At 64.5% G+C, this 26,849-nt stretch carries 26 protein-coding genes and 1 pseudogene; 19 read left to right on the plus strand and 8 right to left on the minus strand.

Features of this window, described 5'->3' with window-relative positions; translation table 11 throughout:
- Nucleotides 1–15: 15 nt before the first annotated feature.
- The 9 genes from PMI20_RS27030 to PMI20_RS27070 all read left to right on the plus strand — a co-directional run bounded on the left by PMI20_RS27030 (nucleotide 16) and on the right by PMI20_RS27070 (nucleotide 7,859).
- Nucleotides 16–762 carry an amino acid ABC transporter permease gene (locus PMI20_RS27030; protein WP_007927137.1) on the plus strand — a complete coding sequence of 249 codons (747 nt, stop codon included), beginning with the start codon at nucleotides 16–18 and terminating at the stop codon, nucleotides 760–762.
- Complete coding sequence (locus tag PMI20_RS27035) at nucleotides 762–1,433, plus strand: amino acid ABC transporter permease (RefSeq protein ID WP_007927139.1); 672 nt, start codon at nucleotides 762–764, stop codon at nucleotides 1,431–1,433. The genes PMI20_RS27030 and PMI20_RS27035 overlap by 1 nt, the downstream gene beginning before the upstream one ends.
- Nucleotides 1,430–2,164 carry an amino acid ABC transporter ATP-binding protein gene (locus PMI20_RS27040; RefSeq protein WP_007927141.1) on the plus strand — a complete coding sequence of 245 codons (735 nt, stop codon included), beginning with the start codon at nucleotides 1,430–1,432 and terminating at the stop codon, nucleotides 2,162–2,164. Before PMI20_RS27035 ends, PMI20_RS27040 begins: the two co-directional genes overlap by 4 nt.
- 156 nt (nucleotides 2,165–2,320) lie before the next feature.
- The gene (gene aauS, locus PMI20_RS27045) at nucleotides 2,321–4,222 is read left to right on the plus strand and encodes a two-component sensor histidine kinase AauS (protein WP_007927142.1); all 1,902 of its coding nucleotides are present in this window, start codon (nucleotides 2,321–2,323) and stop codon (nucleotides 4,220–4,222) included.
- Nucleotides 4,219–5,544: a two-component response regulator AauR gene (gene aauR, locus PMI20_RS27050; protein WP_007927143.1), complete on the plus strand. Its 1,326-nt coding sequence runs from the start codon at nucleotides 4,219–4,221 to the stop codon at nucleotides 5,542–5,544. The genes aauS and aauR overlap by 4 nt, the downstream gene beginning before the upstream one ends.
- Before the next feature lie 28 nt (nucleotides 5,545–5,572).
- Nucleotides 5,573–5,902 (plus strand): GlpM family protein, encoded by a 330-nt coding sequence (locus PMI20_RS27055; RefSeq protein ID WP_162136174.1) that lies wholly within the window; start codon nucleotides 5,573–5,575, stop codon nucleotides 5,900–5,902.
- A 235-nt stretch (nucleotides 5,903–6,137) separates the two neighbouring features.
- A complete protein-coding gene (locus tag PMI20_RS27060) occupies nucleotides 6,138–7,058 on the plus strand; it encodes an arginase family protein (RefSeq protein ID WP_007927145.1) in 921 nt (306 codons plus the stop codon).
- A complete protein-coding gene (locus PMI20_RS27065) occupies nucleotides 7,055–7,429 on the plus strand; it encodes a DMT family transporter (RefSeq protein WP_007927146.1) in 375 nt (124 codons plus the stop codon). The genes PMI20_RS27060 and PMI20_RS27065 overlap by 4 nt, the downstream gene beginning before the upstream one ends.
- A gap of 31 nt (nucleotides 7,430–7,460) precedes the next feature.
- Nucleotides 7,461–7,859 (plus strand): DMT family transporter, encoded by a 399-nt coding sequence (locus PMI20_RS27070; RefSeq protein ID WP_007927148.1) that lies wholly within the window; start codon nucleotides 7,461–7,463, stop codon nucleotides 7,857–7,859.
- Nucleotides 7,860–8,027: 168 nt separating this feature from the next.
- Here the strand turns inward: PMI20_RS27070 and PMI20_RS27075 are convergent, their stop codons facing one another.
- Complete coding sequence (locus PMI20_RS27075) at nucleotides 8,028–8,894, minus strand: fatty acid desaturase family protein (protein WP_007927150.1); 867 nt, start codon at nucleotides 8,892–8,894, stop codon at nucleotides 8,028–8,030.
- 225 nt (nucleotides 8,895–9,119) lie between these two features.
- Nucleotides 9,120–9,902 carry a MipA/OmpV family protein gene (locus tag PMI20_RS27080; RefSeq protein WP_007927151.1) on the minus strand — a complete coding sequence of 261 codons (783 nt, stop codon included), beginning with the start codon at nucleotides 9,900–9,902 and terminating at the stop codon, nucleotides 9,120–9,122.
- Between the two features lie 230 nt (nucleotides 9,903–10,132).
- Here PMI20_RS27080 and PMI20_RS27085 point away from each other — a divergent pair, with 230 nt between their 5' ends.
- The 6 genes from PMI20_RS27085 to PMI20_RS27110 are packed head-to-tail and all read left to right on the plus strand — an operon-like array spanning nucleotide 10,133 to nucleotide 17,434.
- Nucleotides 10,133–10,852, plus strand: a complete 720-nt coding sequence (locus PMI20_RS27085) for an MtnX-like HAD-IB family phosphatase (RefSeq protein WP_007927152.1) — start codon at nucleotides 10,133–10,135, stop codon at nucleotides 10,850–10,852.
- The gene (locus PMI20_RS27090; protein WP_007927153.1) at nucleotides 10,845–12,239 is read left to right on the plus strand and encodes an aspartate aminotransferase family protein; all 1,395 of its coding nucleotides are present in this window, start codon (nucleotides 10,845–10,847) and stop codon (nucleotides 12,237–12,239) included. Before PMI20_RS27085 ends, PMI20_RS27090 begins: the two co-directional genes overlap by 8 nt.
- Entirely contained in the window at nucleotides 12,236–13,117 is an 882-nt protein-coding gene (locus tag PMI20_RS27095; protein WP_007927154.1) for an alpha/beta hydrolase, read from the plus strand. Before PMI20_RS27090 ends, PMI20_RS27095 begins: the two co-directional genes overlap by 4 nt.
- 14 nt (nucleotides 13,118–13,131) lie before the next feature.
- Nucleotides 13,132–14,259: a GNAT family N-acetyltransferase gene (locus PMI20_RS27100; RefSeq protein ID WP_007927155.1), complete on the plus strand. Its 1,128-nt coding sequence runs from the start codon at nucleotides 13,132–13,134 to the stop codon at nucleotides 14,257–14,259.
- The gene (locus tag PMI20_RS27105; protein WP_007927157.1) at nucleotides 14,256–16,040 is read left to right on the plus strand and encodes a sensor histidine kinase; all 1,785 of its coding nucleotides are present in this window, start codon (nucleotides 14,256–14,258) and stop codon (nucleotides 16,038–16,040) included. The genes PMI20_RS27100 and PMI20_RS27105 overlap by 4 nt, the downstream gene beginning before the upstream one ends.
- The gene (locus PMI20_RS27110) at nucleotides 16,037–17,434 is read left to right on the plus strand and encodes a sigma-54-dependent transcriptional regulator (protein WP_007927158.1); all 1,398 of its coding nucleotides are present in this window, start codon (nucleotides 16,037–16,039) and stop codon (nucleotides 17,432–17,434) included. The genes PMI20_RS27105 and PMI20_RS27110 overlap by 4 nt, the downstream gene beginning before the upstream one ends.
- Before the next feature lie 203 nt (nucleotides 17,435–17,637).
- Here the strand turns inward: PMI20_RS27110 and PMI20_RS27115 are convergent, their stop codons facing one another.
- Both PMI20_RS27115 and metE read right to left on the minus strand, forming a co-directional pair.
- A complete protein-coding gene (locus PMI20_RS27115) occupies nucleotides 17,638–18,672 on the minus strand; it encodes an alpha/beta fold hydrolase (RefSeq protein WP_007927161.1) in 1,035 nt (344 codons plus the stop codon).
- Nucleotides 18,673–18,914: 242 nt separating this feature from the next.
- Nucleotides 18,915–21,227 (minus strand): 5-methyltetrahydropteroyltriglutamate--homocysteine S-methyltransferase, encoded by a 2,313-nt coding sequence (gene metE, locus PMI20_RS27120; RefSeq protein ID WP_007930537.1) that lies wholly within the window; start codon nucleotides 21,225–21,227, stop codon nucleotides 18,915–18,917.
- A gap of 108 nt (nucleotides 21,228–21,335) precedes the next feature.
- Between metE and metR the strand changes: the two genes are divergently transcribed.
- Nucleotides 21,336–22,253 carry a transcriptional regulator MetR gene (gene metR, locus PMI20_RS27125; protein WP_007930536.1) on the plus strand — a complete coding sequence of 306 codons (918 nt, stop codon included), beginning with the start codon at nucleotides 21,336–21,338 and terminating at the stop codon, nucleotides 22,251–22,253.
- 32 nt (nucleotides 22,254–22,285) lie between these two features.
- Here the strand turns inward: metR and PMI20_RS27130 are convergent, their stop codons facing one another.
- The 4 genes from PMI20_RS27130 to PMI20_RS27145 all read right to left on the minus strand — a co-directional run bounded on the left by PMI20_RS27130 (nucleotide 22,286) and on the right by PMI20_RS27145 (nucleotide 24,444).
- Entirely contained in the window at nucleotides 22,286–22,795 is a 510-nt protein-coding gene (locus tag PMI20_RS27130) for a GNAT family N-acetyltransferase (protein WP_007930535.1), read from the minus strand.
- 39 nt (nucleotides 22,796–22,834) lie between these two features.
- Nucleotides 22,835–23,473 carry a LysE family translocator gene (locus PMI20_RS27135; protein WP_007930534.1) on the minus strand — a complete coding sequence of 213 codons (639 nt, stop codon included), beginning with the start codon at nucleotides 23,471–23,473 and terminating at the stop codon, nucleotides 22,835–22,837.
- A gap of 27 nt (nucleotides 23,474–23,500) precedes the next feature.
- Nucleotides 23,501–23,935, minus strand: a complete 435-nt coding sequence (locus PMI20_RS27140) for an NUDIX hydrolase (protein ID WP_007930533.1) — start codon at nucleotides 23,933–23,935, stop codon at nucleotides 23,501–23,503.
- A gap of 236 nt (nucleotides 23,936–24,171) precedes the next feature.
- Nucleotides 24,172–24,444 (minus strand): type B 50S ribosomal protein L31, encoded by a 273-nt coding sequence (locus PMI20_RS27145; RefSeq protein ID WP_007930532.1) that lies wholly within the window; start codon nucleotides 24,442–24,444, stop codon nucleotides 24,172–24,174.
- A 133-nt stretch (nucleotides 24,445–24,577) separates the two neighbouring features.
- Here PMI20_RS27145 and PMI20_RS27150 point away from each other — a divergent pair.
- The 3 genes and pseudogenes from PMI20_RS27150 to PMI20_RS27160 all read left to right on the plus strand — a co-directional run.
- Nucleotides 24,578–24,739, plus strand: a pseudogene (locus PMI20_RS27150) (LuxR C-terminal-related transcriptional regulator); the annotation flags it as partial.
- A gap of 129 nt (nucleotides 24,740–24,868) precedes the next feature.
- On the plus strand, nucleotides 24,869–26,488 hold the full coding sequence (locus tag PMI20_RS27155; protein WP_007930530.1) for an FMN-binding glutamate synthase family protein: 1,620 nt from the start codon (nucleotides 24,869–24,871) through the stop codon (nucleotides 26,486–26,488).
- Nucleotides 26,489–26,554: 66 nt separating this feature from the next.
- The gene (locus PMI20_RS27160) at nucleotides 26,555–26,839 is read left to right on the plus strand and encodes a putative quinol monooxygenase (RefSeq protein ID WP_007923147.1); all 285 of its coding nucleotides are present in this window, start codon (nucleotides 26,555–26,557) and stop codon (nucleotides 26,837–26,839) included.
- Nucleotides 26,840–26,849 lie beyond the last annotated feature (10 nt).

Raw genomic sequence — 26,849 nt, forward strand, 5'->3', positions numbered from 1 at the left:
AGAGGGGAGACCCTAATGAATTACAACTGGGACTGGGGCGTGTTCTTCAAGTCCACCGGCGTGGGCAGCGAGACCTATCTCGACTGGTACATCGCGGGCCTGGGCTGGACCATCGCCATCGCCGTGGTGGCCTGGATCGTCGCACTGCTGCTGGGCTCGATCCTGGGCGTCATGCGTACCGTGCCGAACCGCCTGGTGTCGGGCATCGCCACCGTCTACGTGGAGATTTTCCGTAACGTACCGCTGCTGGTTCAGCTGTTCATCTGGTACTTCCTGGTGCCAGACCTGCTGCCGCAAAACCTGCAGGACTGGTACAAGCAGGACCTCAACCCGACCACTTCGGCCTACCTGAGCGTCGTCGTGTGCCTGGGCCTGTTCACCGCCGCCCGTGTCTGCGAACAGGTGCGCACCGGTATCCAGGCGCTGCCACGCGGCCAGGAATCCGCGGCCCGCGCCATGGGCTTCAAGCTGCCGCAGATCTACTGGAACGTGCTGCTGCCCCAGGCCTACCGGATCATCATTCCGCCGCTTACCTCGGAATTCCTCAACGTCTTCAAGAACTCCTCCGTGGCCTCGTTGATCGGCCTGATGGAGTTGCTGGCGCAGACCAAGCAGACCGCCGAATTCTCGGCCAACCTGTTTGAAGCCTTCACCCTGGCCACGCTGATCTACTTCACCCTGAACATGAGCCTGATGCTGCTGATGCGCATGGTCGAGAAGAAAGTCGCAGTGCCCGGCCTGATCTCCGTGGGGGGCAAATAATGGAATTCGATTTCACTGGCGTCGTCCCGGCCATTCCCGGCCTGTGGAACGGCATGCTGATGACCCTCAAGCTGATGGCCCTGGGCGTCGTCGGCGGGATCGTCCTCGGCACCATCCTGGCGCTGATGCGCTTGTCCCACAGCAAGCTGCTGTCGAACATCGCCGGCGTCTACGTCAACTACTTCCGCTCCATCCCGCTGCTGCTGGTGATCACCTGGTTCTACCTGGCGGTCCCCTTCGTGCTGCGCTGGATCACCGGCGAAGACACCCCGATCGGCGCGTTCGGCTCGTGCATCGTGGCCTTCATGATGTTCGAAGCGGCGTACTTCTGCGAAATCGTCCGCGCCGGCGTGCAGTCGATCCCCAAGGGCCAGATGGGCGCCGCCCAGGCACTGGGCATGAGCTATGGCCAGATGATGCGCCTGATCATCCTGCCCCAGGCGTTCCGCAAGATGACCCCGCTGCTGCTGCAGCAGAGCATCATCCTGTTCCAGGACACCTCGCTGGTGTACACCGTGGGCCTGGTGGACTTCCTCAATGCTTCGCGCTCCAGCGGCGACATCATCGGCCGCTCCAATGAGTTCCTGATCGTTGCCGGTCTGGTGTATTTCACAATCAGCTTTGCCGCCTCGCTGCTGGTCAAGCGTCTGCAAAAAAGGTTTGCCGTATGATCTCTATCAAGAACATCAACAAGTGGTATGGGGACTTCCAGGTGCTGACCGATTGCAGCACCGAGGTCAAGAAAGGCGAAGTGATCGTGGTGTGCGGACCGTCCGGCTCCGGCAAATCCACCCTGATCAAATGCGTCAACGCCCTGGAGCCGTTCCAGAAAGGTGACATCGTGGTCGACGGCACCTCCATCGCCGACCCGAAGACCAACCTGCCGAAACTGCGCTCGCGCGTGGGCATGGTGTTCCAGCACTTCGAGCTGTTCCCGCACCTGACCATCACCGAAAACCTGACCATCGCGCAGATCAAGGTGCTGGGCCGCAGCAAGGAAGAAGCCACCAAGAAAGGCCTGCAGCTGCTGGAACGCGTCGGCTTGTCCGCCCACGCCCATAAGCACCCGGGCCAGTTGTCCGGCGGCCAGCAGCAGCGTGTGGCGATCGCCCGCGCGCTGGCGATGGACCCGATCGTCATGCTGTTCGACGAACCGACTTCCGCGCTCGACCCGGAAATGGTCAACGAAGTGCTGGACGTGATGGTGCAACTGGCTCACGAAGGCATGACCATGATGTGCGTGACCCACGAAATGGGCTTCGCCCGCAAGGTTGCGGACCGGGTGATCTTCATGGACGCCGGCAAAATCATCGAAGACTGCCCGAAAGAGGAATTCTTCGGCGACATCAACGCCCGCTCCGAGCGTGCTCAGCATTTCCTCGAGAAAATCCTGCAGCACTAAAAACGATGCGGCTCGCCCCTGTAGGAGCGAGCTTGCTCGCGATGGTCGTTAACGATAACGCGTGCATCCTGGATAATGCGTTGTCCTTGAGTTCTTCGCGAGCAAGCTCGCTCCTACAGGAAGCGGGCGAGCGCTGGTTGACCCAAGGCATCTGTGATGAAATGCGACCCCACTCTCTATCGCGCCGCGCCGCCATCACTCGCCGTGAAACCCCGTCTGATCCGCCACCTGTTCCTGCCGCCACTGGTCATCGCGCTGATGATCGGCCTGGGCTACGTCGGCTTCTGGATCAGCGAGCATTACGGCATCCGCAGCCTCAGCGAGAACGGCGAACGCCAGCTGGAACTGCACGCCCGCGCGGTCGAAAGCGAGATCAGCAAATACACCTACCTGCCCAGCCTGCTGGAACTCGAATCCAGTGTGTCGCTGCTGCTCAACGACCCGACGCCGGAGCACCGGCAGACCGTCAACAATTACCTCGAAGGCCTGAACCGGCGCAGCCGCAGTCGGGCCATTTACGTGATGGACACCACCGGTCGCGTGCTGGCCACCAGCAACTGGCGCGACGTCGACAGCTACCTGGGTGAAGACCTGTCGTTCCGGGCCTATTTCCAGAATGCCGTGCGCGGCCAGCCCGGGCGCTTCTACGGCATCGGCAGTACCAATGGCGAGCCCGGCTACTACCTCGCCCACGGCCTGGAAGAACAGGGCAAGATCATCGGCGTGGCGGTGGTCAAGGTACGCCTGGAGGCCCTGGAAGAACGCTGGCAACGCGCCCGCCTGGAAGGCTTCGTCAGCGACGAGAACGGCATCATCATCCTCTCCAGCGACCCGGCCCGGCGGCTGCGGTCGGTACGCCCGCTGAGCGACGACACCAAGGAGCGCCTGGCGCGCAGCCTGCAGTATTACTGGTTCACCCTCAACGAACTGGAGCCGCTGGCCCGCGAACGCCTGGCCGAAGGCGTGGAGAAGCTGACCTTCCCGGCCAACACCGAACTGGTGTCCGACGACAAGGAAATCAGCTACCTGTCCCAGACCCGGCCCCTGAGCGATACACCCTGGAACTTCACCCTGCTGACCCCGCTCAAGGACCTGCGCCGCGAAGCCATCAACCAGGGCATCCTGGTGGCCGTGGCCTTCGCCCTGGTGGCTTTCCTGCTGATTGCCTGGAACGAGCGGCGCAAGGTCATCGCCACCCGCCTCGCCGCCCGCGAAGCCCTGCAGGAAGCCAACAACCAGCTGGAACGGCGGATCGCCGAACGCACCAGCGACCTGCGCGCCAGCAACGAACGGCTCAAGGGCCAGATCCGCGAACGCCGCCAGGCCGAGGAAACCCTGCGCCGCGCCCAGGACGAACTGGTCCAGGCCGGCAAGCTCGCCGCCATCGGCCAGATGTCCACCAGCATCGCCCATGAACTGAACCAGCCGCTGGCCGCCCTGCGCACCCTGTCCGGCAACACCGTGCGTTTCCTCGAGCGCGGCGCCCTGGATACCGCCAGCACCAACCTCAAGACCATCAACGAACTGATCGACCGCATGGGCCGCATCACCGCCAGCCTGCGTTCCTTCGCCCGTCGTGGCGAGGACCAGGGCGAAGCCAGCCTCGGCAAGGCCGTGGACGCCGCCCTGCAGTTGCTCAACGCACGCCTGGAAAACCTGCCGCTGCAATTGCACCGCGACTTCAACGAAGTCCAGGTGCGGATCGACCAGACCCGCCTGGAGCAGATCCTGGTCAACCTGATCGGCAACGCCCTGGACGCCATGCAGGCCCAGCCGCGACCGGAGCTGTGGCTGGAAGGCGAAAGCGTCGAAGGCAAATACCGCCTGCGGGTACGCGACAACGGCCATGGCATCGACGCCGAGGCGCGCAAGCATCTGTTCGAACCCTTCTTCACCACCAAACCCGGCGAGCAGGGCCTGGGCCTCGGCCTGACCCTGTCCGCCAGCCTGGCCGCCGCCACGGGTGGCAACCTGGGCGTCGAGCACCCGGCCGACGGCGGTACCGCCTTCGTCCTCAGCCTGCCCCTGGTCAGCCCTACACAAGCCGAGCCGCTATGAACAACGACCTTACCGTCCTGATCGTCGAAGACGACCCCCATGTCCTGCTCGGCTGCCAGCAGGCCCTGGCCCTGGAAGACATTCCCTGCGTCGGCGTGGGCAGCGCCGAAGAAGCCCTGGAGCGGGTCGGCGACAACTTCGCCGGGATCGTCATCAGCGATATCCGCCTGCCGGGCATCGACGGCCTGGAGCTGCTGACCCGCCTCAAGGCCCGTGACCGCAGCCTGCCGGTGGTGCTGATCACCGGCCACGGCGATATCTCCATGGCCGTCGGCGCGATGCAGAAAGGCGCCTATGACTTCATGGAAAAGCCCTTCTCCCCCGAGCGCCTGGTGGACGTTGCTCGCCGCGCCCTGGAGCAGCGTGGGCTGGCCCGGGAAGTGTCGTCGCTGCGCCGCCAGCTGGCCGAGCGCGACTCCCTCGAAGGACGGATCATCGGCCGCTCGCCGGCCATGCAGCATCTGCGGGAGCTGATCGCCAACGTCGCCGACACCTCGGCCAACGTGCTGATCGAAGGCGAGACCGGTACCGGCAAGGAACTGGTCGCCCGCTGCCTGCATGACTTCAGCCGCCGGCACACCCACCAGTTTGTCGCCCTCAATTGCGGCGGCCTGCCGGAAAACCTGTTCGAAAGCGAGATCTTCGGCCACGAGGCCAACGCCTTCACCGGCGCCGGCAAGCGGCGCATCGGCAAGATCGAGCACGCCCACGAAGGCACGCTGTTCCTCGACGAAGTGGAAAGCATGCCGATGAACCTGCAGATCAAACTGCTGCGGGTGTTGCAGGAGCGCACCCTGGAGCGCCTGGGCTCGAACCAGAGCGTGGCGGTGGATTGCCGGGTGATCGCGGCGACCAAGTCCGACCTCGACGAACTGGGGCGCGCCAACCAGTTCCGCAGCGACCTGTATTACCGCCTGAACGTGGTGACCCTGGAGCTGCCACCGTTGCGCGAACGTCGCGAGGACATCCTGCAGCTGTTCGAACACTTCCTGCAGCAATCGTCCCTGCGCTTCGACCGCGCCGCGCCGGAGCTGGACAACCAGACCCTGTCGAACCTGATGAGCCATGACTGGCCAGGCAACGTGCGCGAGTTGCGCAACGTCGCCGAACGTTTTGCCCTGGGCCTGCCGGCGTTCAAGAAATCCAGCGGCAACGCCGCGCAGGGCCTGGGCTTTGCCGAAGCGGTCGAGGCCTTCGAGCGCAACCTACTCAACGACGCCCTGCAACGCAGCGGCGGCAACCTGACCCAGGCCAGCCAGGAACTGGGGATGGCCAAGACCACGCTGTTCGACAAGGTCAAGAAATACGGCCTGAGCCACTAACCAGACTGCGAGAAGTACCGTGGATTTATTGCTCAAAGCCTGCCTGGGCGCCGCCGTGGTGGTGATCCTCGCCGCCCTGGCCAAGACCCGGAATTACTACATCGCCGGCCTGGTGCCGCTGTTCCCGACCTTCGCCCTGATCGCCCACTACATCGTCGGCAAGGGCCGTTCCATCGACGACCTGAAGACCACAATCCTGTTCGGCATGTGGTCGATCATTCCCTACTTCGTGTACCTGGCGACCCTCTACGTGATGGTCGACCGCCTGCGCCTGGAAGCCTCCCTGGCAGTGGCCGCGGTGGCCTGGCTGATGGCCGCCACCGTGCTGGTCAGCGTCTGGGTCCGCGTCCACGCCTGACTCCCCCCTGTAGCCGCTGCCGCAGGCGGCGATAAGGCCGAAGGTCTTCAGCGATCTCAAGACCTCTGCGCCCCCTGCGGGGGCGATCGCAGCCTCGCGGGCTCGGCAGCGGCTACAGGTGCCGTTCAGCGCCCTGGCCCGTCCCTTGCATTTACCCTGTAAAGCCCGCTCTGCCTGCGTCCGCGACCTGTGACGCAGGCTTTTCCGAGGGGCGCTGCCATGGGTAAATCCTGCTTTGAACATTCTCGATCTCGACCACAGCCTGACCGCCCAGGAGCCTGTCCAGCGCCGGCTGCGCAGCGGCCAGGCGCGACGCCTGGACCTGCTGGACCTGGGCCCGAAACTGCGGCTCTGGTCCACCGAACGCACCTACCGCCACTTCACCGAACGCCTGCGGCAAAGGCCAGCCCACAGCGGCCCGCAGCCGGAAATCTTCTTTGTCGGCTCCGGTGACTACCACCACCTGACCCCGGCCTTCCTCGCCGACCTGCAACAGCCGGTCAGCCTGATCCACTTCGACAACCACCCCGACTGGGTGCGCTTCGCGCCGCGCCGGCACTGCGGTTCCTGGGTCAACCGGGCGCTGCAGCTGCCGCACATCCAGCGCATCGTCACCCTCGGGCCGTGCAGCGACGACCTGCACAACCCGCAGCTGCGCGGCGGCAACCTCGGCGCGCTGCGCCACGGCAAGCTGCAGCTGTTTCCCTGGGAGCACGCGCCCTCCAAGGTCTGGGGCCGGGTCGGCGACGGCGCCGGGCACCAGCAGCAGGAAAACCACCTGCACTGGCGCAACCTGGCCGGGCTCGACTGGCCAGCCTTCCTCGACCAGTTGATCGCCAGCCTGCCCACCCAGGCGATCTGGATCACCATCGACAAGGACGTGCTGGCCAGTGCCGACGCCGCGACCAACTGGGACCAGGGCGGCATGCGCCTGAGCCACCTGCTGCAGGCCCTGCGCAGCCTGGCGGCGGGCAAGCGCATCCTCGGTATCGACATCTGCGGCGAGTTCGCCGCGCCGGCCTTCAGCAACGCCTTCAAGCGCTGGGAAGCACGCTCCGACCAACCGCCGGCCGAACGCTGGAGCGCGGCCGACCTGCTACGCAATTCGACCACCAACGAAGCCCTGATGGCGCTGTTCGAGGAGCTGTTCCCGTGACCCTGACCGTTATCTTGCTGGTGGCGTTTTCCATTGTCCTGGACGTGATCGGCCAGCTCTGTTTCAAGCTCGGCCTGGACCGCCTGCCGGAGCTGGAAGGCGGTTTTCGCCTGAATGCCTTCTGGGGCCAGGTGTTCAACGCGCCGCTGCTGTGGTGCGGCATCGGCGCCTATGTGATCGAGTTTTTCGTCTGGCTCGAAGCCCTGTCCCGCGCGCCGCTGAGCCTGCTGTTTCCGGCGGCGGCCCTGGCCTATTGCGGCGTGGTCCTGGCCGGCAAGCTGATTCTCGGCGAGCACGTCAGCCGCCGACGCTGGCTGGGCACCCTGGTCATCACCCTCGGCGTGATGCTGGTGTGCGTCGCCAGCACCTGAGCCCCCTCAACGCTTCACAAGGAAAGATTTCATGACTGCACAGACTCACGGCTGGCTCCACGGGCGCCTTGGCACCCTGGTGCTCTGGGCCCTGCTGATCGGCTTCGAAAGCGCCGGCCAGATCGCCACCAAGGTCGGCGGCGACCAGCTGGGCCAGATGGATTTCAACCTGCAATGGCTGGCCGCGGTGGCGGTCAACCCCGGGGTACTGCTAGCGATTGCCTGCTACATCGGCGCGTTCTTCGTGTGGATGCTGATCCTGCGGCGCAGCAGCCTGTCCCTGGCCTTCCCCCTGAGCTCGCTGGTGTTCGTGGTGGTGTTGCTCGGCTCCTGGCTGGGCCTGGGCGAGCAGATCAGCCTGCTGCACTGGGTCGGCGTGCTGGTGATCGTCGGCGGGATCGCCCTGCTGGCCGAGGGCGAAGAAGCCTAGGACATGGGGGCGCATAACGCCCCTGTAGCCGCTGCCGAGCCCGCGAGGCTGCGATAAGGCCCACAGGGCCTTGGTTCCCAATCTCCCGCCGAACCTTTCGCGGTCTTCAGAACGCCACGACCGTACCGGTCGATCGCAGCCTGCGGCGCGGCTACAGGTGCGCGGGTGTCAGCGCTTGGAGTGTTTCAGCAGAAAGCCCAGGCCATGGGCCAGCGGAATCACCTTCACCCCCGCCGCTCGCTGCTGTTCGCGGATCTCGCGGTGGAAGGCCTTGACCCGGGTCCAGTGCATCTTCGGCCGATAGTGGTGTTCGGCGTGGTAGCCGTTGTTCATCCAGATCAGGTTGTAAAGCCAGCTGTAGGAACTCACGCCCCAGGCAATCGGCAGGTCCGGGTTGCCGCCCAGGTGTTCGTAGTAGCCGTTGAGCGAGGACAGCGACTGTCCCAGGTACCAGAACGGCAGCAGCACCAGCAGCGCATGCCAGTCGTATAGCGCCAGCGCCACGTAGGCCAATACCGTCACGCCGATTTCCACCTTGACCCAACGCGCGTCCGCCGGGCGCTTGCGCTGCATTTCCTGGTAGATGGCCTTGGGGTCGTCGCGGAAAAAACTCAGGAAGGTGTAGGCCCAGACATTGTCCGGCTGACCGTTGCGGCCATGCAGGTAGATCGACAGCGGGTCGATCGTGGTGCCGTCCGGCCCGGGCCGATCCGAGTTGCCACGGTGATGGCGGTTGTGGATATCACGGTACAGGGTCTGGGAAAAACCGATGGTCACCGACAGCAGCAGATCGAAGCCGCGGTTCAGCCACGGCAGGCTGAAATAGGCGTTGTGGATCTGGTTGTGGGAAATGCTGTTGATGCTCCACGACAGGCTGAGCGCATACAACGACGCCGCCGGCAGGATCACCCACCAGGACAGGCTGTGAAAGGCCAGCACCAGCCACAGGACGAAGGAAAAATGCGCCAGGGCCATCAGGATCGGGACGATGTCCCACAGCGAATGGGCGAGCAGGCGATAAGCGGGACGAGCCATGAAGAACTTCCTGAAAAGTGGGTTCATGGCTGCCAGTGCAAAGGGTGGACCAATTTCTCAGACGTAATAACGAAACGGTTCGCGACAGCAATGACACAGGCTCTCCCTGTAGGAGCGAGCTTGCTCGCGAAAAACCCCGAGATCATCCAGATAACCGGAGAGAAATACAGCACAAAAGGCAGGCTACGCCTGCATCGCAAGCCCAGTGATAAGGCCTTGCCGGCCTCAGAACTGGTAGCTGAGGGCGGTCTGGACCTGGCCCTGGTTCACTTCGCCGCGCTCGCGCACCAGGGTGCTGTCGGCCGCCGAGCCTGTCAGGTGAATCCAACTGGCGCTGGTCATCCACGACCAGTTGCCGCCCAGGGGCACCTGCAGGTTCTGGGTCAGGGTCAGGTTCTGCAGACCGCCGCCGGCGCTGTAGCGGCCGATGCCCGTCGCCTGGGCTTCGGCGTCGCTGATGCCAAAGAAGGTCTGGGTCTGCCGGGCGTCGGCGAAATGCGCGGTGAGGTTGCTGCTGCCGATGATCCCCAGGCCCAGGGGATAACCGATTTCGCCGCCGACCTTGCCCAGCAGGCCGCCCTGGCCGGAGCCCGCGCCCACCGCGCTGCCGAGGGAGGCGAACAGGCGCCAGAAGTCGTCCGGCGCGTATTGGATGTAGCCGCCGACATCGGCCATGTTCGGCACATCCCGCAGGCCGCGCAGCGAGCCGTTGGCGTTGCGTCCCGGCAAGTAGTTGATATAGGGCCCGGCGCTGAAACCCTTGGCCTTGAAGGCGTCCCAGGTCAGGCCGTCGTCGGTGTCGAGGCTGACATCGCCCCACTCCAGATCGACATAGGGCAAGGGCACGGTGTCATGCCGGCTGCCGCTGGGGTCATGGGGCTGGTAACCGATGCCCAGGCCCAGCGCGCCGCTCAATCCATCCTGGCCCCCGTCCTCGGCGAAAGCCCCGCAGACAGCCCCCAGAGACAGCAGGGCGGCGAGCAGGGCGGAGCGTGTGAAGCTGAACATGGCGCGGGTTTCCTTAAGTGAAGATGCGCGCATCAATCACCACCGTGCCCCCTCCCTGCAAGCACTGATGTTGTTTGTAGCGAGCTACAAAATTTGTAGCTCCAACCCGCCCATCCAACGCCTTGTTCCCGCGCAAAGCCCAGCCCGCCTGGGCTTGATCCACTTGGCACAGTCCCTGCTCCAGTACCTGGCATGCGCAAAGTGCGCTCCTCTACAACAGGTAACTGCAGATGATGCACTGGCATATCGTGTGTGACTTCGACGGGACCATCACCCGCACCGACGTGATCGACAACGTCCTCCAACGCTTCGCCGACCCGAGCTGGGAAGACATCGAGCAGCAATGGCTGGATGGCCATATCGGCTCCCGGGAATGCCTCAGCCGCCAACTGGCGCTGGTCAAGGCCTCGCCCGCCGAATTGCTGGCCTGCTTCGACAGCGTCGAGATCGATCCCGACTTCCCCGACTTCGTCGATCACGTGATCGGCCTGGGCGCGTCCCTGGAAGTGGTCAGCGACGGCATCGAGCAAGGCATCGCGCGAATCCTCGCGCGCCACTACGTGAGCCTGCTGCCGATCCTCGCCAACCGCCTGCGCCAGGTCGACCAGCACAGCTGGCGCATCGACTTCCCGCATTCCAGCGACGCCTGCCGCGCCGCGTCCGGCAACTGCAAATGCAAATCCACGCCCAAGGGCAAGCGGGTGCTGGTGATCGGCGACGGCCAGTCCGACATGTGCGTGGCCGCCAGCGCCGACTTCGTGTTCGCCAAGGGCCGCCTGGCCGAGTACTGCCAACGCCACGCCATTCCCCACGCGACCTTCGACTCCTTCGCCGAACTGCCGGCACTGCTGGCGCTGTTGCCCAACGAAGCGGCCAACGCCGGCACCTTTACCCTCGACAACACCACCGAACACTCCGTACACACTCAGGAACTCTTCCACCATGTCTGACATTCGTATCGCTACCGCCGAAGACCAGGTGCTTCTGGAAAAAGAAGCCAAGTACTGCTCCTACGGCGACACCGTCCACTACATCGAACCGCCACGGATCTTCAGCCGCTGCGAGGGCTCCTACGTCTGGGACACCAGCGACCAGGCCTACCTCGACCTGCAGATGTGGTACTCGGCGGTGAACTTCGGCTATGCCAACCCGCGCCTGAACAACGCCCTCAAGCAACAGATCGACAGCCTGCCGCAGATCGCCAGCCAGTACCTGCACAAGGGCAAGATCGAGCTCTCGGAAATGATCGCGGTCGATGCCAAGAAGAAATTCGGCCTCGATGGCCGCGTGCACTTCAACGTCGGCGGCTCGCAGTCCATCGAGGACTCGCTGAAAGTCGTGCGCAACGCCACCAACGGCAAGAGCCTGATGTTCGCTTTCGAGGGCGGCTACCACGGCCGCACCCTCGGTGCCTCGTCGATCACCTCCAGCTACCGCTACCGTCGCCGCTACGGCCACTTCGGCGAGCGCGCCAACTTCATTCCCTTCCCCTACCACTTCCGCGGCCCCAAGGGCATGACCAAGGAAGAGTACGGCAGCCACTGCGTGCAGCAGTTCGCCCGACTGTTCGAGACCGAATACAACGGCGTGTGGGACCCGAAAGTCGGCCAGAGCGAATACGCCGCCTTCTACGTCGAGCCGATCCAGGGCACCGGCGGCTACGTGATCCCGCCGATGAACTTCTACAGCGAGCTCAAGCACGTGCTCGACCAGCACGGCATCCTGATGGTGGTCGACGAGATTCAGATGGGCTTCTACCGCACCGGCAAGCTGTGGTCGATCGAGCACTTCGACGTCAAGCCGGACGTGATCGTCTTCGGCAAGGCCCTGACCAACGGCCTCAACCCCCTGGGCGGCATCTGGGCCCGCGAAGAACTGATCAACCCCAAGGTGTTCCCGCCGGGTTCGACCCACTCGACCTTCGCCTCCAACCCGCTGGGCACCGCGGTGGGCCTGGAAATGTTCAAGATGACCAGCGAGACCGACTACGGCGCCATGGTCATGGAGAAGGGCAAGTATTTCCTGGCCGGATTGCAAGACCTGCAGAAGCGCTACCCGATCATCGGCGACGTCGACGGCCTGGGCCTGGCGCTGCGCTGCGAGATCTGCACCAGCGACGGTTTCACCCCGGACAAGGCGACCCTGGACTACATGGTCGAGGAAGGCATGAAGGGCGACATCGAAATCAACGGCCAGCGCCTGGGGCTGATTCTCGATGTGGGCGGCTACTACAAGAACGTCATCACCCTGGCCCCCTCGCTGGAAATCAGCTACGCGGAGATCGACCTCGGCATCGCCCTGCTCGACCGTCTGCTGGACCGGGCCATGAAGCGATGAGCGCACCGATCGATCTGGACGAAGGCATCGACCTGGGCCAGGGCGATGCCGGGTTCGTGCTCGGCAGTGGCGAGGTCGCGGTGTTGTTGATCCACGGCCTCACCGGCACCCCGACGGAACTGCGTCGGGTGGCCGTCGGCCTGGCCAACGCGGGGTGCACGGTGTACGTGCCGACCCTGGCCGGGCACTGCGGCAACAACGCCGACCTGCAGGCCACCGGCTGGCAGGACTGGTACGAGGGCGTGCGCCGGACCTTCGTCGGCATCCGTCGCCGCCACCGGCAGGTGTTCGTCGGCGGCCTGTCGATGGGCGCCGTCATGTCCATGTACCTGGCCTCGGAACACCCGGGCCAGGTCAGCGGCCTGCTGATGTATTCGACCACCCTCAAGTACGACGGCTGGAGCATCAACAAGCTGGCGTTCCTCACCCCGCTGCTGATGAAGATTCCGTTCGGCGTGCACATCTGCAGCTTCGAGGAGAAGCCGCCGTACGGCATCAAGAACGAGCGCCTGCGGGCGGTGGTCGAGCGGCAGATGAAGGCCGGCGAAAGCAGCAGTGCCGGCCTGCTGACCATGGAAGGGGTGACCGTGCGCGAGCTGCACCGGATGAACGCAGTGGTGAAAAAACGCATGCCGTCGATCACCACCCCGGCCCTGGTGCTGCACTCCATCGAGGACGACATCACCAGCCGCTGGAACGCCGACTATGTCGAGCGCAAGCTCGGCGGCCCGGTGGTCAAGGTGCTGCTGGACAACTGCTACCACATGATCACCGTCGACCTGCAGTACCGCCGGGTGGTGGAGTTGAGCGCGGACTTCATCGAAAAGCAGGCTGGCCCGCGGCCCGTGGCGTACGACGACCTGCGCCAGTTCGCCTGACTCAAGGACCGCACGTGATCACCAGCCAAGTCTTTTCGAGCATCCAGGCCATCGACCGCAGCGCCTGGAACGACTGTTTTCCCGGCGCCCTGGAAGATTGGGATTATTACCTGGCGGTACAGAACGCCGGCATCGAGGGCTTCAGCTGGCGCTATCTGGCAGTGTTCGAAGATTCGAAGCTGGTGGCCGTCGCTCCGGCCTTCACCACCTGCTATCGCCTGGACACCACCGTCTCGGGCCCGGCCAAGCGCCTGAGCGAACGCCTGCAACGCTGGTGGCCGGGGCTACTGCAACTGCGCCTGTACGCCATCGGTTCGCCGGTGGCCGAACAGTGCCACGCCGGCACCGCCAGCCATATTCCCGCGGTGCGCCGCCAGGCCCTGCTGGAGCAACTGCTGCACCTGGCCCGGCGCGATGCCGACGCCCAGGGCATTGGCCTGCTGGCGGTCAAGGATGCCGCCAGCCAGGATCGGCAATGGGCCGCCAGTTGCCAGGCGTTCGGCCTGCAAGCCATGCCCAGCCTGCCCAGCGCCCTGCTGCCGGTGCCCTTCGGCTCGCTGGATGCCTACCTCGGCACCCTGGGCAAGTCCACGCGCAAGGACCTGCGCCGCAAGTTGCGCGCGCCCGGGCTGCGAATCGAATGGCGACACAACATCGACGATGTGCTGCCCGAGGTCATGCGCCTGTACGAAGCCACCCTGCGGCGCAGCGAACTGCAATTCGAACGCTTACCCGCGCCCTATTTCACCGGTATCCTCCAGCAGTTGGGGGAACGGGCCGCCTGCGTGCTGTACTGGGTCGACGACCAACTGGTGGCCTTCAACCTGGTGCTGCTGGACGAGCACCGACTGATCGACAAATTCTTCGCCCACGACCTGGATATCACTCGTGAGCACAACCTGTATTTGCGCAGCTGGATGGCCAATGTCGACTACTGTATCCAGCACCGGATCGCGCTCTACGAATGTGGCCAGGCCGGTTATGCCAGCAAGCTGCGCCTGGGCTGTACCTTCACCGGCAACAGCCTGTTTTTCCAGCATCGCAACCCGCTGCTCGACACCCTGCTCAAAGGGCTGAAATATGTTCTCCGGCCGGATCGCACCGACCCCGCCATGGCTGCTGCACTAAGCGAAAGTTCATGACCAGAAAAGACCGCCGCGCCCCTCGCCCTTTCGCCATCTCCCGCTGGAGCCTGCAGCGCAAGCTGGTGCTGGCGTTCTGGATGGTCAGCGTGATCCCCACCATGATCGCCGCCGAGCTGGCGGCCACTACCCTGTCGCAGATCTTCGACAGCAACGTGCGCATCTGGCTGCAGGAGTCGACCAAGATCGTCGAGGACGAAATCACCGAGACCCTGCGCGACAACGCGCGCATCGCCCAGCTGTTCCTGCGTTACACCAAGCCGCCCACCGACCGCAACGCGGCCAAGCACGACAAGCTCACCGCCGACATCGCCGACTCCATGGGCATCGATGTGGTGGCGCTGATCCGCAAGCGCGACCAGCAGGTGGTGTTCAGCACCGCCGCCGACGACATCGTCGGGCAAATCAGCCTGGCCCACAACGCCGTGCTGCAGACCCTGCAGGTCGGCGGCGTGGCCACGGGAGCCGTGGTCTCGACCTTCCAGACCACCCTCGACGGCATCGACTACCAGCTGCTGATCGCCACCTACCTGGACGCCAGCTTCCTCACCAGCGTGGCCGAGGTGCATTCCCTCGACCTGCGCCTGTACCTGGCCAAGGCCAACGACTTCGCCGAGATCTTCGCCACCCAGCGTTTCGAAGACCACCCGACCCAGGTGCCGGAAAAGATCGAGAACATCCTGCGCGACACTCGCCAACCCACCGAGCAGTTCACCAGCCGCTACAGCGGGCTGTACCGGCCGATCTTCAACGACAGCGGCGAGCTGGTGGGGGTGATTTTCAGCGGCCTGCTGCGCCACAGCAGCCTGGTGGGGCTGGTCAACCAGAGCAACCTGTTCATCCTGATTTTCCTGCTCAGCTCGGCGGCGTCGCTGGCCGTCGGCTGGCTGGTGTCGAAACGACTGACCATGCCCCTGCGCGGCTTGTCCAAGGGGGTCCAGGCGGTGATTGCCGGCGACTACCGACAACGCGTGCCGGTGATTGGCGGCGACGAGCTGGCGGAGCTGAGCAGTACCTTCAACCATATGAGCGAACGCCTGGGCGAACTGCATCACCTGGAAGCCCAGTTGCGCCGTCGCGACCGCCTGCACGCCCTGGGCGAAGTGGCCATGGGCCTGGCCCACGAAATCCGCAACCCTTTGGGCATCATCAAGACCGCCACCCAATTGCTGCACCGCCGGGCGGACCTGCCCGAAGGCGACAAGCGCCACCTGGAATACGTGATCAGCGAAGTCAGCCGGATCAACGACCTGATCACCGATTTCCTCGACTTCGCCAAACCCAGCGCGCCGATCCGCTCGACCCTGCTGGCGCGGCCGCTGGTGGAGGAACTGATCGGCTTCTGCGAGCCGGAACTGGCCAGCCACAAGATCGACGCCCGGATCGACGACCAGGCGCCAGGCGCGACCCTGTACGCCGACGCCCGCCAGCTCAAGCAGGCCTGCCTGAACCTGATCCTCAACGCCATCGACGCCATGCCCGCCGGCGGACGCCTGACCCTGGGCATCGCCCAGGACGCCGAGCACACCATCCTGCGGGTCGCCGACACCGGCCAGGGCATCGAGCCGGACATGCTCGAACGCATCTTCACCCCCTTCGTCACCACCAAGGCCTCGGGCACCGGGCTGGGCCTGGCCAAGGTGTTCTCGATCATGGAAAACCATGACGGGCACATCGAATGCAGCAGCGAAATAGATGCCGGCGCCACCTTCAGCCTGTACATTCCGGCCAAAGGTGAGGACGACGAAGATGATCAAGACGAGCAAAAGGCCCAGCCATGACGCATAACCTGCTGGTGGTCGACGACGAGCCCAAGCTTTGCGACCTGCTGTCCTCGGCGCTGAGCCAGGACGGTATCCAGGTGTTCACCGCCGGCAATGGCCTGCATGCGCTCAAGGTACTGGAGCAGGAAGAGATCGACCTGGTGATCAGCGACTGGCGCATGCCCGGCATGGACGGCCCGCAGCTGCTGGCCGAGGTCAAGCAGCGCTACCCACAGATCCCAGTGATCGTCATGACCGCCTACAGCACGGTGAAAAATGCCGTGCAGTCGATGCGCAACGGCGCCTACGACTACATCGCCAAGCCCTTCGACATCGACGAGCTGGACATCACCGTCAGCAAGGCCCTGCAGTTTCGCGACATTCTCAAAGACAACCAGCGCATGCGCGCCGAGCTCGACGAGCACCGGCAAATCGACAGCCTGGTGGGCGACAGCCCGACCTTCCGCCAGGTCCTGCAAGCGGTGGACTCGGTGCGCGAAAGCAACGCCACCATCCTGCTGACCGGCGAAAGCGGCACCGGCAAGGAGATGGTCGCCCGGGCCATCCACCAGCACGGCAACCGCGCCAACAAACCCTTTGTCGCGGTCAACTGCGCGGCGATCCCCGAAGGCCTGCTGGAAAGCGAAATGTTCGGCCATCGCAAGGGCGCCTTCACCGGCGCCGTGGCCGACCGGGTCGGGCGCTTTCAGCAGGCGGACAAGGGCACGCTGTTCCTCGATGAGGTCGGCGACATGCCCCTGGCCCTGCAGGCGAAGATCCTGCGTGCCTTGCAGGAGCGGGTGATCGAGCCGGTGGGTGACCCGCGCGAGCGCAAGGTCGATGTGCGGGTGATCGCCGCCACCAACAAGAACCTGCTGGAAGCGGTGGCCAACAAGGAGTTTCGCGAAGACCTGTATTACCGCCTCAATGTCTTCCCGATCCCCCTGCCCGCCCTGCGCGAACGGGTCGAGGATATCGCGCCCCTGGCCCGGCACTTCGCCCACACCCTGGGCGCCACCGCCGGTAAACGCATCACCGGTTTCAGCCCGCAGGCCCTGCAGGCGATGGCCAATTATTCCTGGCCGGGCAATATCCGCGAACTGCAGAACTGCGTCGAACGCGCGACCATAGTCGCTGCGGGCGCGGTGATCGAGGAAAGCGACCTGCCGGGCTATCTGTTCAGCTCACCTCCCGTGAACGCCGGGGCCTGCGCCCTGCCCGGCGATAGCCTCAGCGTGCCCAGCGACCTGGACGCGGCCCTGGCCGAAGTGGAGAAGGCCTACATCCTCGCCGCCCTGCAACAGAGCAACGGCGTGCAGGCCGCCGCCGCGCAGCTGATCGGCATTTCCGAGCGCAGCTTCTGGTACCGCCTGAAGAAACTCGGGATCCAGGTCGACAAGATCGTTCGCTGATCCGCCAAAGCCTGTTGCCCGCGATGGCGATATTTCAGACTCACCGCGTTGCCTCCATCGCCGGCCAGCCTGGCGCCTACAGAAGCCAGGCGCCGTCCGCTTCTGTAGGAGCAAAGCTTGCTCGCGATTCAGACGCCGCGGTCCACCAGTAGACCGCGTTATCGTTCATCGCGAGCAAGCTTCGCTCCTACATGAGCATCAGCTCAAAGAAGATTCGGCGCGGGCAGCGGATCGATCTGCGCCCAGTGCGAAGTGTCTTCGCGATGGCGTTGCAGGTACGGCAACACCGCCGCCAGTAACGGCGCCTTGAAGGCTTCCTGAAAGCGATGGGCCAGGCCCGGAATCAGCTTCAATTGGCTGCCCTGGATATGCGCCGCCAGGTGCACGCCGTGCATCACCGGCAGCAACGGATCGGCGGTGCCATGCACCACCAGGGTCGGCACGCGCAGCTGGTTGAGCAGGGCCACCCGGCTCGGTTCGGCGAGGATCGCCATGATCTGGCGCTTCACCCCTTCCGGGTTGAAGGCCCGGTCATAGGCCTCCGCCGCCTGATGCAGCAGCGCCTGCCGATCGTCGGTGACCTGCGGGCTGCCGAGGGCGGCCAGCAGGTCGGCCTGTTGCTCCAGCGCCACCTCACGGTTCGCCGCGCCGCGCCGCGACAACAGTTGCACCAGCGCCGCATTGGGCGCCGGCAGGCCTTCGGCGCCGGAGCTGGTCATGATCAGGGTCAGGCTCTCGACCCGCTGCGGCGCCATGGCCGCCAGGTGCTGGGCGATCATCCCGCCCATGCTCGCGCCCAGGACATGGAACTGCTCGACCTGCAGGGCATTCATCAGGCCCAGGGCGTCGTCGGCCATGTCGGTCAGGCTGTAGGGCGCGGCCACCGGCAGGCCGAGCTTGTAGCGCAGCACCTCGAACGTCAGGTTGGCGCTGACCGGCGCCTGGCGCCAGGTGGACAGGCCGACGTCGCGGTTGTCGTAACGGATCACCCGAAAACCCTGCTGGCACAGGGCAACGACCACTTCGTCCGGCCAGTGGATCAGCTGCCCGCCCAGGCCCATCACCAGCAGCAGGGCCGGATCGGAGGCACGGCCGATACTCTGGTAGGCCAGGCTCACCTGCTCCAGTTCGACCCTTTGGGTCGGTACGTTGACATCGCAGCGAGACGCCGCCTGAGACGGCAGGCCGAACAGCAGCGCGGCCAGGAAAACAGTCGTTGAAAAAAATCTTGCCCACATGAAGAAACACCGAAACGCAGAAGCCCAGTAGAGCGCGAGTCTGATGAACTTTGGTCGAGCGCGCTGCCACAGTTACGTGACAGTTTGATGAAGATTGCCCAGCGGTCGTTTTCATGGGGATTCCTGTAGCCGCTGCCGCAGGCTGCGATCGGCCCGAAGGGACGCAGCGATCTTGAATCCGCTGAAGGCCCTTCGGTCCTTTTCGCAGCCTGCGGCAGCGGCTACAGGGGCTTTGGGTGCATTCAGGCCTGCTGGTTACGCAACTGACGGGCGGCGGCGACCATGTTGACCAGCGCGGCTTCGGTTTCCGGCCAGGCGCGGGTCTTCAGGCCGCAGTCCGGGTTGACCCACAAGCGCTCGGCGGGAATGCGCCGGACCGCCTTGCTCATCAGCTTGACCATCTCGGCGGTGTCCGGCACCCGCGGCGAGTGGATGTCATACACCCCCGGGCCGATGTCGTTCGGGTAGTCGAAGGCTTCGAACGCCTCCAGCAGCTCCATGTCCGAACGCGACGTCTCGATGGTGATCACGTCGGCATCCATGGCCGCGATGGCCTGGATCACGTCGTTGAACTCGCTGTAGCACATGTGGGTGTGGATCTGGGTGTCGTCGCGCACCCCAGAGGCGGTCAGGCGGAAGGCTTCCACCGCCCAGTCCAGGTACGGCTGCCAGTCCGCCCGGCGCAGCGGCAGGCCCTCGCGGAACGCCGCTTCGTCGATCTGCACGATCTTGATCCCGGCCTTTTCCAGGTCCACCACCTCATCGCGCAAGGCCAGCGCCAGTTGCCGCGCCTGTACTTCACGCGGTACGTCCTCGCGGGGGAAGGACCACATCAGCATGGTCACCGGCCCGGTGAGCATGCCCTTCATCACCTTGTCGGTCAGGCTCTGGGCGTAGGTGATCCAGTCAACGGTCATGGCCTGCGGACGGCTCAGGTCGCCGTAGATCACCGCCGGTTTCACGCAGCGCGAACCGTAGCTCTGCACCCAGCCGAAGCGGGTGAACAGGTAGCCGTCCAGTTGCTCGGCGAAGTATTCGACCATGTCGTTGCGTTCGGCCTCACCGTGCACCAGCACATCCAGCCCCAGGCGCTCCTGGACCTGCACCGCATGGCGGATTTCGCAGCGCATGGCATCGGTGTAATCGTTGTTCGACAGCTTGCCTTGCTTGAACGCCTGGCGCGCCAGGCGGATCGACGCGGTCTGCGGGAACGAACCGATGGTGGTGGTCGGGAACACCGGCAGCTTCAAGCGGGCATGCTGCTGGGTAATGCGCTGGGCAAAGGGCGAATGACGCTGGCTGTCGGCGGCGCTGACCGCCTTGAGCCGCGCCTGGACCTCGGCCTTGTGGATGCGCGGCGACCGCGCGCGGCTGGCCTGCACCTGGCGGCTTGCGGCCAGGGCCGCTTGCACCGCCGGGGCCTGGGGATCGTTCAGGGCGTCACGCAGCACCGAGATCTCGCCGCATTTCTGCACGGCAAAGGCCAGCCAGCTTTTCAGCTCGGCATCCAGTTGGTCTTCCCGGGACAGGTCCACCGGGCTGTGCAACAGGGAGCAGGAACTGCTGACCCACAGGTTGTCGCCAAAACGTTCCTGCGCCGCTTGCAGCTGCTGCAGCGCCTGCTCCAGCTCGCAACGCCAGACGTTGCGACCGTTGACCAGGCCCACGGACAGAATCTTGTAGGTCGGCAGGCGGTCGAGCACCTGGGTCAGTTGCTCCGGCGCCCGCACGGCGTCGATGTGCAGGCCGTCCACCGGCAGGCCGACGGCCAGCCCGAGGTTGTCCTGCAGGCCGCTGAAGTAGGTGGCCACCAGCTTTTTCAGAGGCGAGTACTGGAGGATGTGGTAGGCACGCTCGAAGGCGCTCTTCCAGTCCTGCGGCAGGTCGAGGGTCAGGATCGGTTCGTCGATCTGCACCCACTCCACGCCCTGGGCCTTGAGGCGGTTGAGGATTTCGCCGTAGACCGGCAGCAGGCGTTCCAGCAGCTCGAGCTTGTTGAAATCGTTGCCCTTGGCCTTGCCCAGCCACAGGTAGGTCAGCGGGCCGATGATCACCGGCTTGACCCGGTGCCCCAGGGCGTGAGCTTCATCGACCTCGTCGAACAGCTGTTCCCAGCTCAGCTTGAACGACTGTTCGGCGCTGAATTCCGGGACCAGGTAGTGGTAGTTGGTGTCGAACCACTTGGTCAGTTCCTGGGCGTACTGGGTCTTGGCGTGATCGCCGCCACAGCAGCCCGCCGAGGCGCCGCGGGCCATGGCGAACAGGGTGTCGAGGGTCGGCTGGCCCTGGGCGTCCTGGCTGCTGGCGAAGCGCTCGGGAACCACGCCGAAGGTCAGCGAGTGAGTCAGCACCTGGTCGTACCAGGCGAAGTCGCCCACCGGCAGCAGGTCGATGCCGGCGTCCTTTTGCAGTTGCCAGTGCCGGGCCCGCAGCTGGCGCCCGACGTCTTGCAGCGCCTGCCGGTCAAGGTCGCCCTTCCAGTAGGATTCGAGGGCTTTTTTCAGTTCGCGGTCGGCGCCGATGCGCGGAAAACCAAGGGTGTGGGCCAAGGCCATGAGTGGGTTCCTCCCTGTAAAAGATGGCGCTATTGTCGACAGCCAACCCAACATGAGACAAACTCAACCTTTTCGTGTTGATCACAAAATTTACTCATGGAGACCCTGGTGCTCGAAATCCGTCACCTGAAGACCCTGCACGCCCTGCGCGAAGCCGACAGCCTGGTCGAAGCCGCCGAACGCCTGCACCTGACCCAGTCCGCCCTGTCCCACCAGTTCAAGGAACTGGAAGAGCGCATGGGCATGCCGCTGTTCGTGCGCAAGACCAAACCGGTGCGCTTCACCAGCGCCGGCCTGCGCCTGCTGCAACTGGCGGACGCCACCCTGCCGTTGCTGCGCGCCGCCGAACGGGACATTTCCCGCCTGGCCGGCGGTACCGCCGGGCGCCTGCACATGGCCATCGAATGCCACAGCTGCTTCCAGTGGCTGATGCCGACCATCGACCAGTTCCGCGACGCCTGGCCGGAAGTCGAGCTGGACCTGGCCTCGGGTTTCTCCTTCGCCCCGCTGCCGGCCCTGGCCCGTGGCGACCTGGACCTGGTGGTGACCTCCGACCCGCTGGAGCTGGCGGGCATCACCTACGTGCCGCTGTTCACCTACGAAGCCATGCTGGCGGTGGCCAACCAGCACCGCCTGGCCAGCAAGCCCTACATCGTTCCGGAAGACCTGCTCAGCGAAACCCTGATCACCTACCCGGTGGAGCGCGATCGCCTGGATATCTTCACCCGCTTCCTGGAGCCCGCCGACATCGAGCCGGCCCAGGTCCGCACCTCGGAGCTGACGGTGATGATGATGCAACTGGTGGCCAGTGGCCGTGGCGTGTGCGGCATGCCCCACTGGGCGCTGCATGAATACAGCTCGCGGGGCTATGTGAAGGCCAAGCGCCTGGGGGAAAAAGGCCTGTTCGCCACGCTGTACGCGGCGATCCGCGCCGACATGCTGGATGCGCCCTATATGCGCGACTTCCTGCTGACCGCCAAGGACACCTCGTTCTCGACCCTGGACGGGGTCAGCGCGGTGCGTTGAAAAGCGCCATCGGCCTGCAGGAACGGGGACTTTCAGAGGGGGGAGACAACTTCACGCCACAGGTGGAGCTTGTCGAAGTACTCGACGCCCACCCGCACCGCCAGTGGCTCCAGGCCGAACTGGACGAAACCGCAACGCTGGTACAGCGCCAGGGCGGCGTCGTTGCCGGCGGTGACCGTCAGTTGCACCAGCCGCACCCCGGGGCGTTTGCGCGCCTCCTGCAGCAGCGCCTGGACCAGCCGGTAACCCAGGCCGCCGTGGCGATAAGGCGGCGCCACATACAGGCCGAACAGCGTGGCCTTGTGCCGGGCTTTTTCCCGGACCTCGAACGCCAGGCCGACGATGCCCATCAGTTCGCCATCCTCGAAAGCCCCCAGCAACAGGTCCAGCGGGCTGCTCAGCCGCGACTCCCACCAACTCAAGGGCATCGCCGCACGTTCGGCGACACTGGAAGTAAAGGCCTGCGGATGATGCTCGTAGGCTTCGAGCATCAGCGCGCGGTAGGCAGCGGCGTGACCGGCATCGAGGCGCTGGATGGACATGGTCGGTCGAGGCCCCCGGGCCGCAGGTGAATGAAACGGTCAGACCGTCTGGCGTTGTTCCAGCAGCAGACGCACCGCCAGCCCGGCCAGCACGAAGCCCATGAAATAACGTTGGGTCGCCAGCCACAGCGGATTGTGCACGAACCAGGCGGCGATGCCCGAAGCGAACAGCGCGATCAGCAGGTTGACGCTGAAGCTCACGCTGATCTGGGTCAGGCCGAGGATGATGCTCTGGGTGAACACCGAACCGTGTTCCGGGCTGATGAACTGGGGAAAGACCGACAGGTAGAACACCGCGATCTTCGGGTTCAGGGCGCTGGTGAGAAAACCCATCAGGATCAGCTTGCGCGACGAATCCGGCGGCAGCTGCTGCGCCTCGAACGGCGAACGCGCGCCCGGCTTCAGGGCCTGCCAGGCCAGCCACATCAGGTACAGGGCGCCAACCCACTTGAGCACTTCATAGGCCACCGGCACGGCCATGAAGACCGCGGTCAGACCGATCGCCGCGGCGAACAGGTGGACGAAGAAACCGGCCACCACGCCGACCAGCGAGGTCACGCCTGCCCGGCGGCCCTGGCAGATCGAACGGGAGATCAGGTAGATCATGTTGGGGCCGGGGGTCAGCACCATCAGCAAGGCTGCGGCGATGAAGATCAACATGTCGTGAAGGGGAATCATGATGGGCAATCCTTTGTCCTTGAAAAATCAGGCCGAGGCCAGTTGCGAGGCGCGATAGAACGGCAAGATCAGGTCGCGTGTCAATGGGGCCAATGTGAGCTCGTCGCCAGCCTGCGGATCGATCCAGCAGACCTCCTCGATTTCCGCCGCGGGCCGGACCTCGTCGGTGTCCAGATCGAGGCGAAACAATTCGGCCTCGACCACAAAACCCGGCTCGTTGGCTGCCGGTGCGGAAAAACGTCCCAGGTAACGGGCGTCGGCCGGGGCGATCCGCAGCCCGAGTTCCTCTTCCAGCTCACGGGCCAGGGCCTGGGCCGGCAACTCGTCCGGCTCGATCTTGCCGCCCGGCTGCATGAAGACCAGGGTGCCGCGCTTGCGCACCAGCAGGGTACGGCCGTCCGGGCCGATCAACAGGGCCGCGGCGATACGGATAAGGGGGGATGTAGCGCTTGAAAAAGTCATGAAAAACCTGGATCGGTTACGCGAGGCGGCAAGGATCCCATGACTGGCGAGGCGTCGTCACGACACAGTCGGCCGCTGTTTTTTCCATACACCCGGCGCCTCGGCCGGCGGGACGAAGCGACGCCGTTCAGGCCTTCCATGGGGGGCCGTCATTAGAGAGGGGAATGGACGAGAGGATGCCGCCCGCTCCTACAGGGATGCAGGAACCAGCGGCTGTGCGGCAAGGGCCGGGGCCCTCAAGCGTTGCCGGTCTTGCCGGACGAACCGAACGAAGCGAAACGCTTGTTGAAGCCGGCGATCCGCCCTTCGGACTGGGTCTTGCGCTGCTGGCCGGTGTAGACCGGGTGCGAGGCGCTGGAGACGTCGAGGGTGACATAGGGATAGGTGTTGCCATCGCTGTGGCGCTGGGTACGGTCGGTGTCCACGGTGGAACCGATCAGGAAGTACGCATCCGCGGCGGTGTCGTGGAACAGCACGGTGCGGTAGGCGGGATGGATATTGGCTTTCATGGCAGTCTCCGAGGGCAGGGTGATGATCGAGTGCGTTATACAGTAACATTATCCGATCATGGAAACGAGAAACAGTTGCAATAAGGAAAGCAGCAAATCGTCTATCGCCCTCATCAACACCTGGCACCAAGGCGGACACCTGATGCTCAGCGGTTGCTCCAGCAAGGAGATCGCTCGTAAGCTGCAAACCTTTGCCGAAACCGTGAACGTCCATAAGAAACACATCTACGGCACGCGGGGCATCAGGTCCCGGTCCGAACTGTTTTCGATTGTTCTCCAGGCGCGCACTGCCTGACGCCTGAAGCTGCCCTGTGCGCACACTGGCTGCGCCACAGCCGTTCTCTACAACAACAAGATCGTTGGCCACACAAGAAGAATGAGTACCCAAAAACGAAATCTATAGAGTCCGAACCAAGGAAACCGTATGAGCCTGTCCCTCCTGAGCCGCTACGCCTTCTTTGCTGCCTGCGTGATTTTCACCCTCGCCAGCTTGCCCTTTCTCGAACATGACTGGCTCTGGCCAATCACCCTGGTCACCTTCCTGCTAAGCCTGCTGGGCATTTTCGACCTGCTGCAAAGCCCCCACGCGGTGCGCCGCAACTACCCGATCCTGGGCAATATCCGCTACCTGGTAGAAGGTATCCGCCCGGAAATCCGCCAGTACCTGCTGGAGTCCGACAGCGACGCCCTGCCCTTCTCCCGGGCCCAGCGCTCGCTGGTCTATTCGCGGGCCAAGAACGAAAGCGCCGACAAGCCGTTCGGTACCCTGATCGACGTCTACCAGTCGGGTTTCGAATTCATCGGCCACTCCATGCGCCCAGCGCCCCTGAGCGACCCGAGCACCTTCCGCGTCACGGTCGGCGGCCCGCAGTGCAAGCAGCCCTATTCGGCCTCGGTGTTCAACATCTCGGCCATGAGCTTCGGCTCCCTCAGCGCCAACGCTATCCGTGCCCTCAACCAGGGCGCCAAGCTCGGCAACTTCGCCCATGACACCGGCGAAGGCAGCATCAGCCCCTACCACCGGGAAAACGGTGGCGACCTGACCTGGGAACTGGGCAGCGGCTACTTCGGTTGCCGCACCAGCGACGGCCATTTCGACCCGGAGCGCTTCGCCGTGCAGGCGCAGAACCCGCAGGTGCGGATGATCGAAATCAAGATGAGCCAGGGCGCCAAGCCCGGCCACGGCGGCATCCTGCCCAAGCACAAGGTGACCCAGGAAATCGCCGATACCCGCGGCATCCGCATGGGCGAGGACTGCATCTCGCCATCGAGCCACAGCGCCTTTTCCACGCCGATCGAAATGATGCATTTCATCCAGCAGCTGCGTGAGCTGTCTGGCGGCAAGCCCGTAGGCTTCAAGTTCTGCCTCGGCCACCCGTGGGAGTTCATGGGCATCGCCAAGGCCATGCTGGAGACCGGCATCCTCCCTGACTTCATCGTGGTCGACGGCAAGGAAGGCGGCACCGGCGCGGCACCGGTGGAGTTCACCGACCACATCGGCGCGCCGATGCGCGAAGGCCTGCTGTTCGTGCACAACACCCTGGTGGGCCTGAACCTGCGCGACAAGATCAAGCTCGGCGCCAGCGGCAAGATCGTCAGCGCCTTCGATATCGCCAGTGTGCTGGCCATCGGCGCCGACTGGGCCAACTCGGCGCGCGGCTTCATGTTCGCCATCGGCTGCATCCAGTCGCAAAGCTGTCACACCAACAAATGCCCGACCGGCGTCGCCACCCAGGACAACCTGCGCCAGCGCGCGCTGGTGGTACCGGACAAGGCGCAACGGGTGTTCAGTTTCCACCGCAACACCCTCAAGGCCCTGGCCGAAATGCTCGCCGCCGCCGGCCTGAATCACCCCTCGCAACTGGAAGCCAAGCACCTGGTACGGCGCATGTCGGCCACCGAGATCAAGCTGTTCTCGCAGCTGCATGTGTTCCTCAAGCCCGGCGAATTGCTCACCGGCGCGGTCAGCGGCGAGTTCTATTCGCGCATGTGGCAGCTGGCGCGCGCCGACAGCTTCGAGCCCAACAGCGAAGCCGCGGCCTGACCGGCCACCCTCGGCGCCCCGCCGCAACGGCGGGGCGCTATCCATCATGCAAAGGATGCAACCCCAGTGCTCAAAGTCATCGCCGAAGACTTCATCAAGCCCGAACACCTCGACACCGTGCGCCCCTGGTACGCCGAACTGGTGGAGAAAACCCGCCAGGAGCCGGACTGCATCGCCTACGACCTGTTCGTCGACCAGCAAGACCCGGGGCACTTCATCTTTATCGAACAATGGCCAGACCGCGCGGCGCTCGAGGCCCATTGCCAGACCGAGCACTTCACCCGCCTGGTGCCACAGATCAACGCCTTCCAGGCCAGGGAATGCCGTGTGCTGCTGATGGATCAGTTCTGATCCAGCGGAT

It is taken from the genome of Pseudomonas sp. GM17, assembly GCF_000282175.2.
Classification (GTDB): Bacteria; Pseudomonadota; Gammaproteobacteria; order Pseudomonadales; family Pseudomonadaceae; genus Aquipseudomonas; species Aquipseudomonas chlororaphis.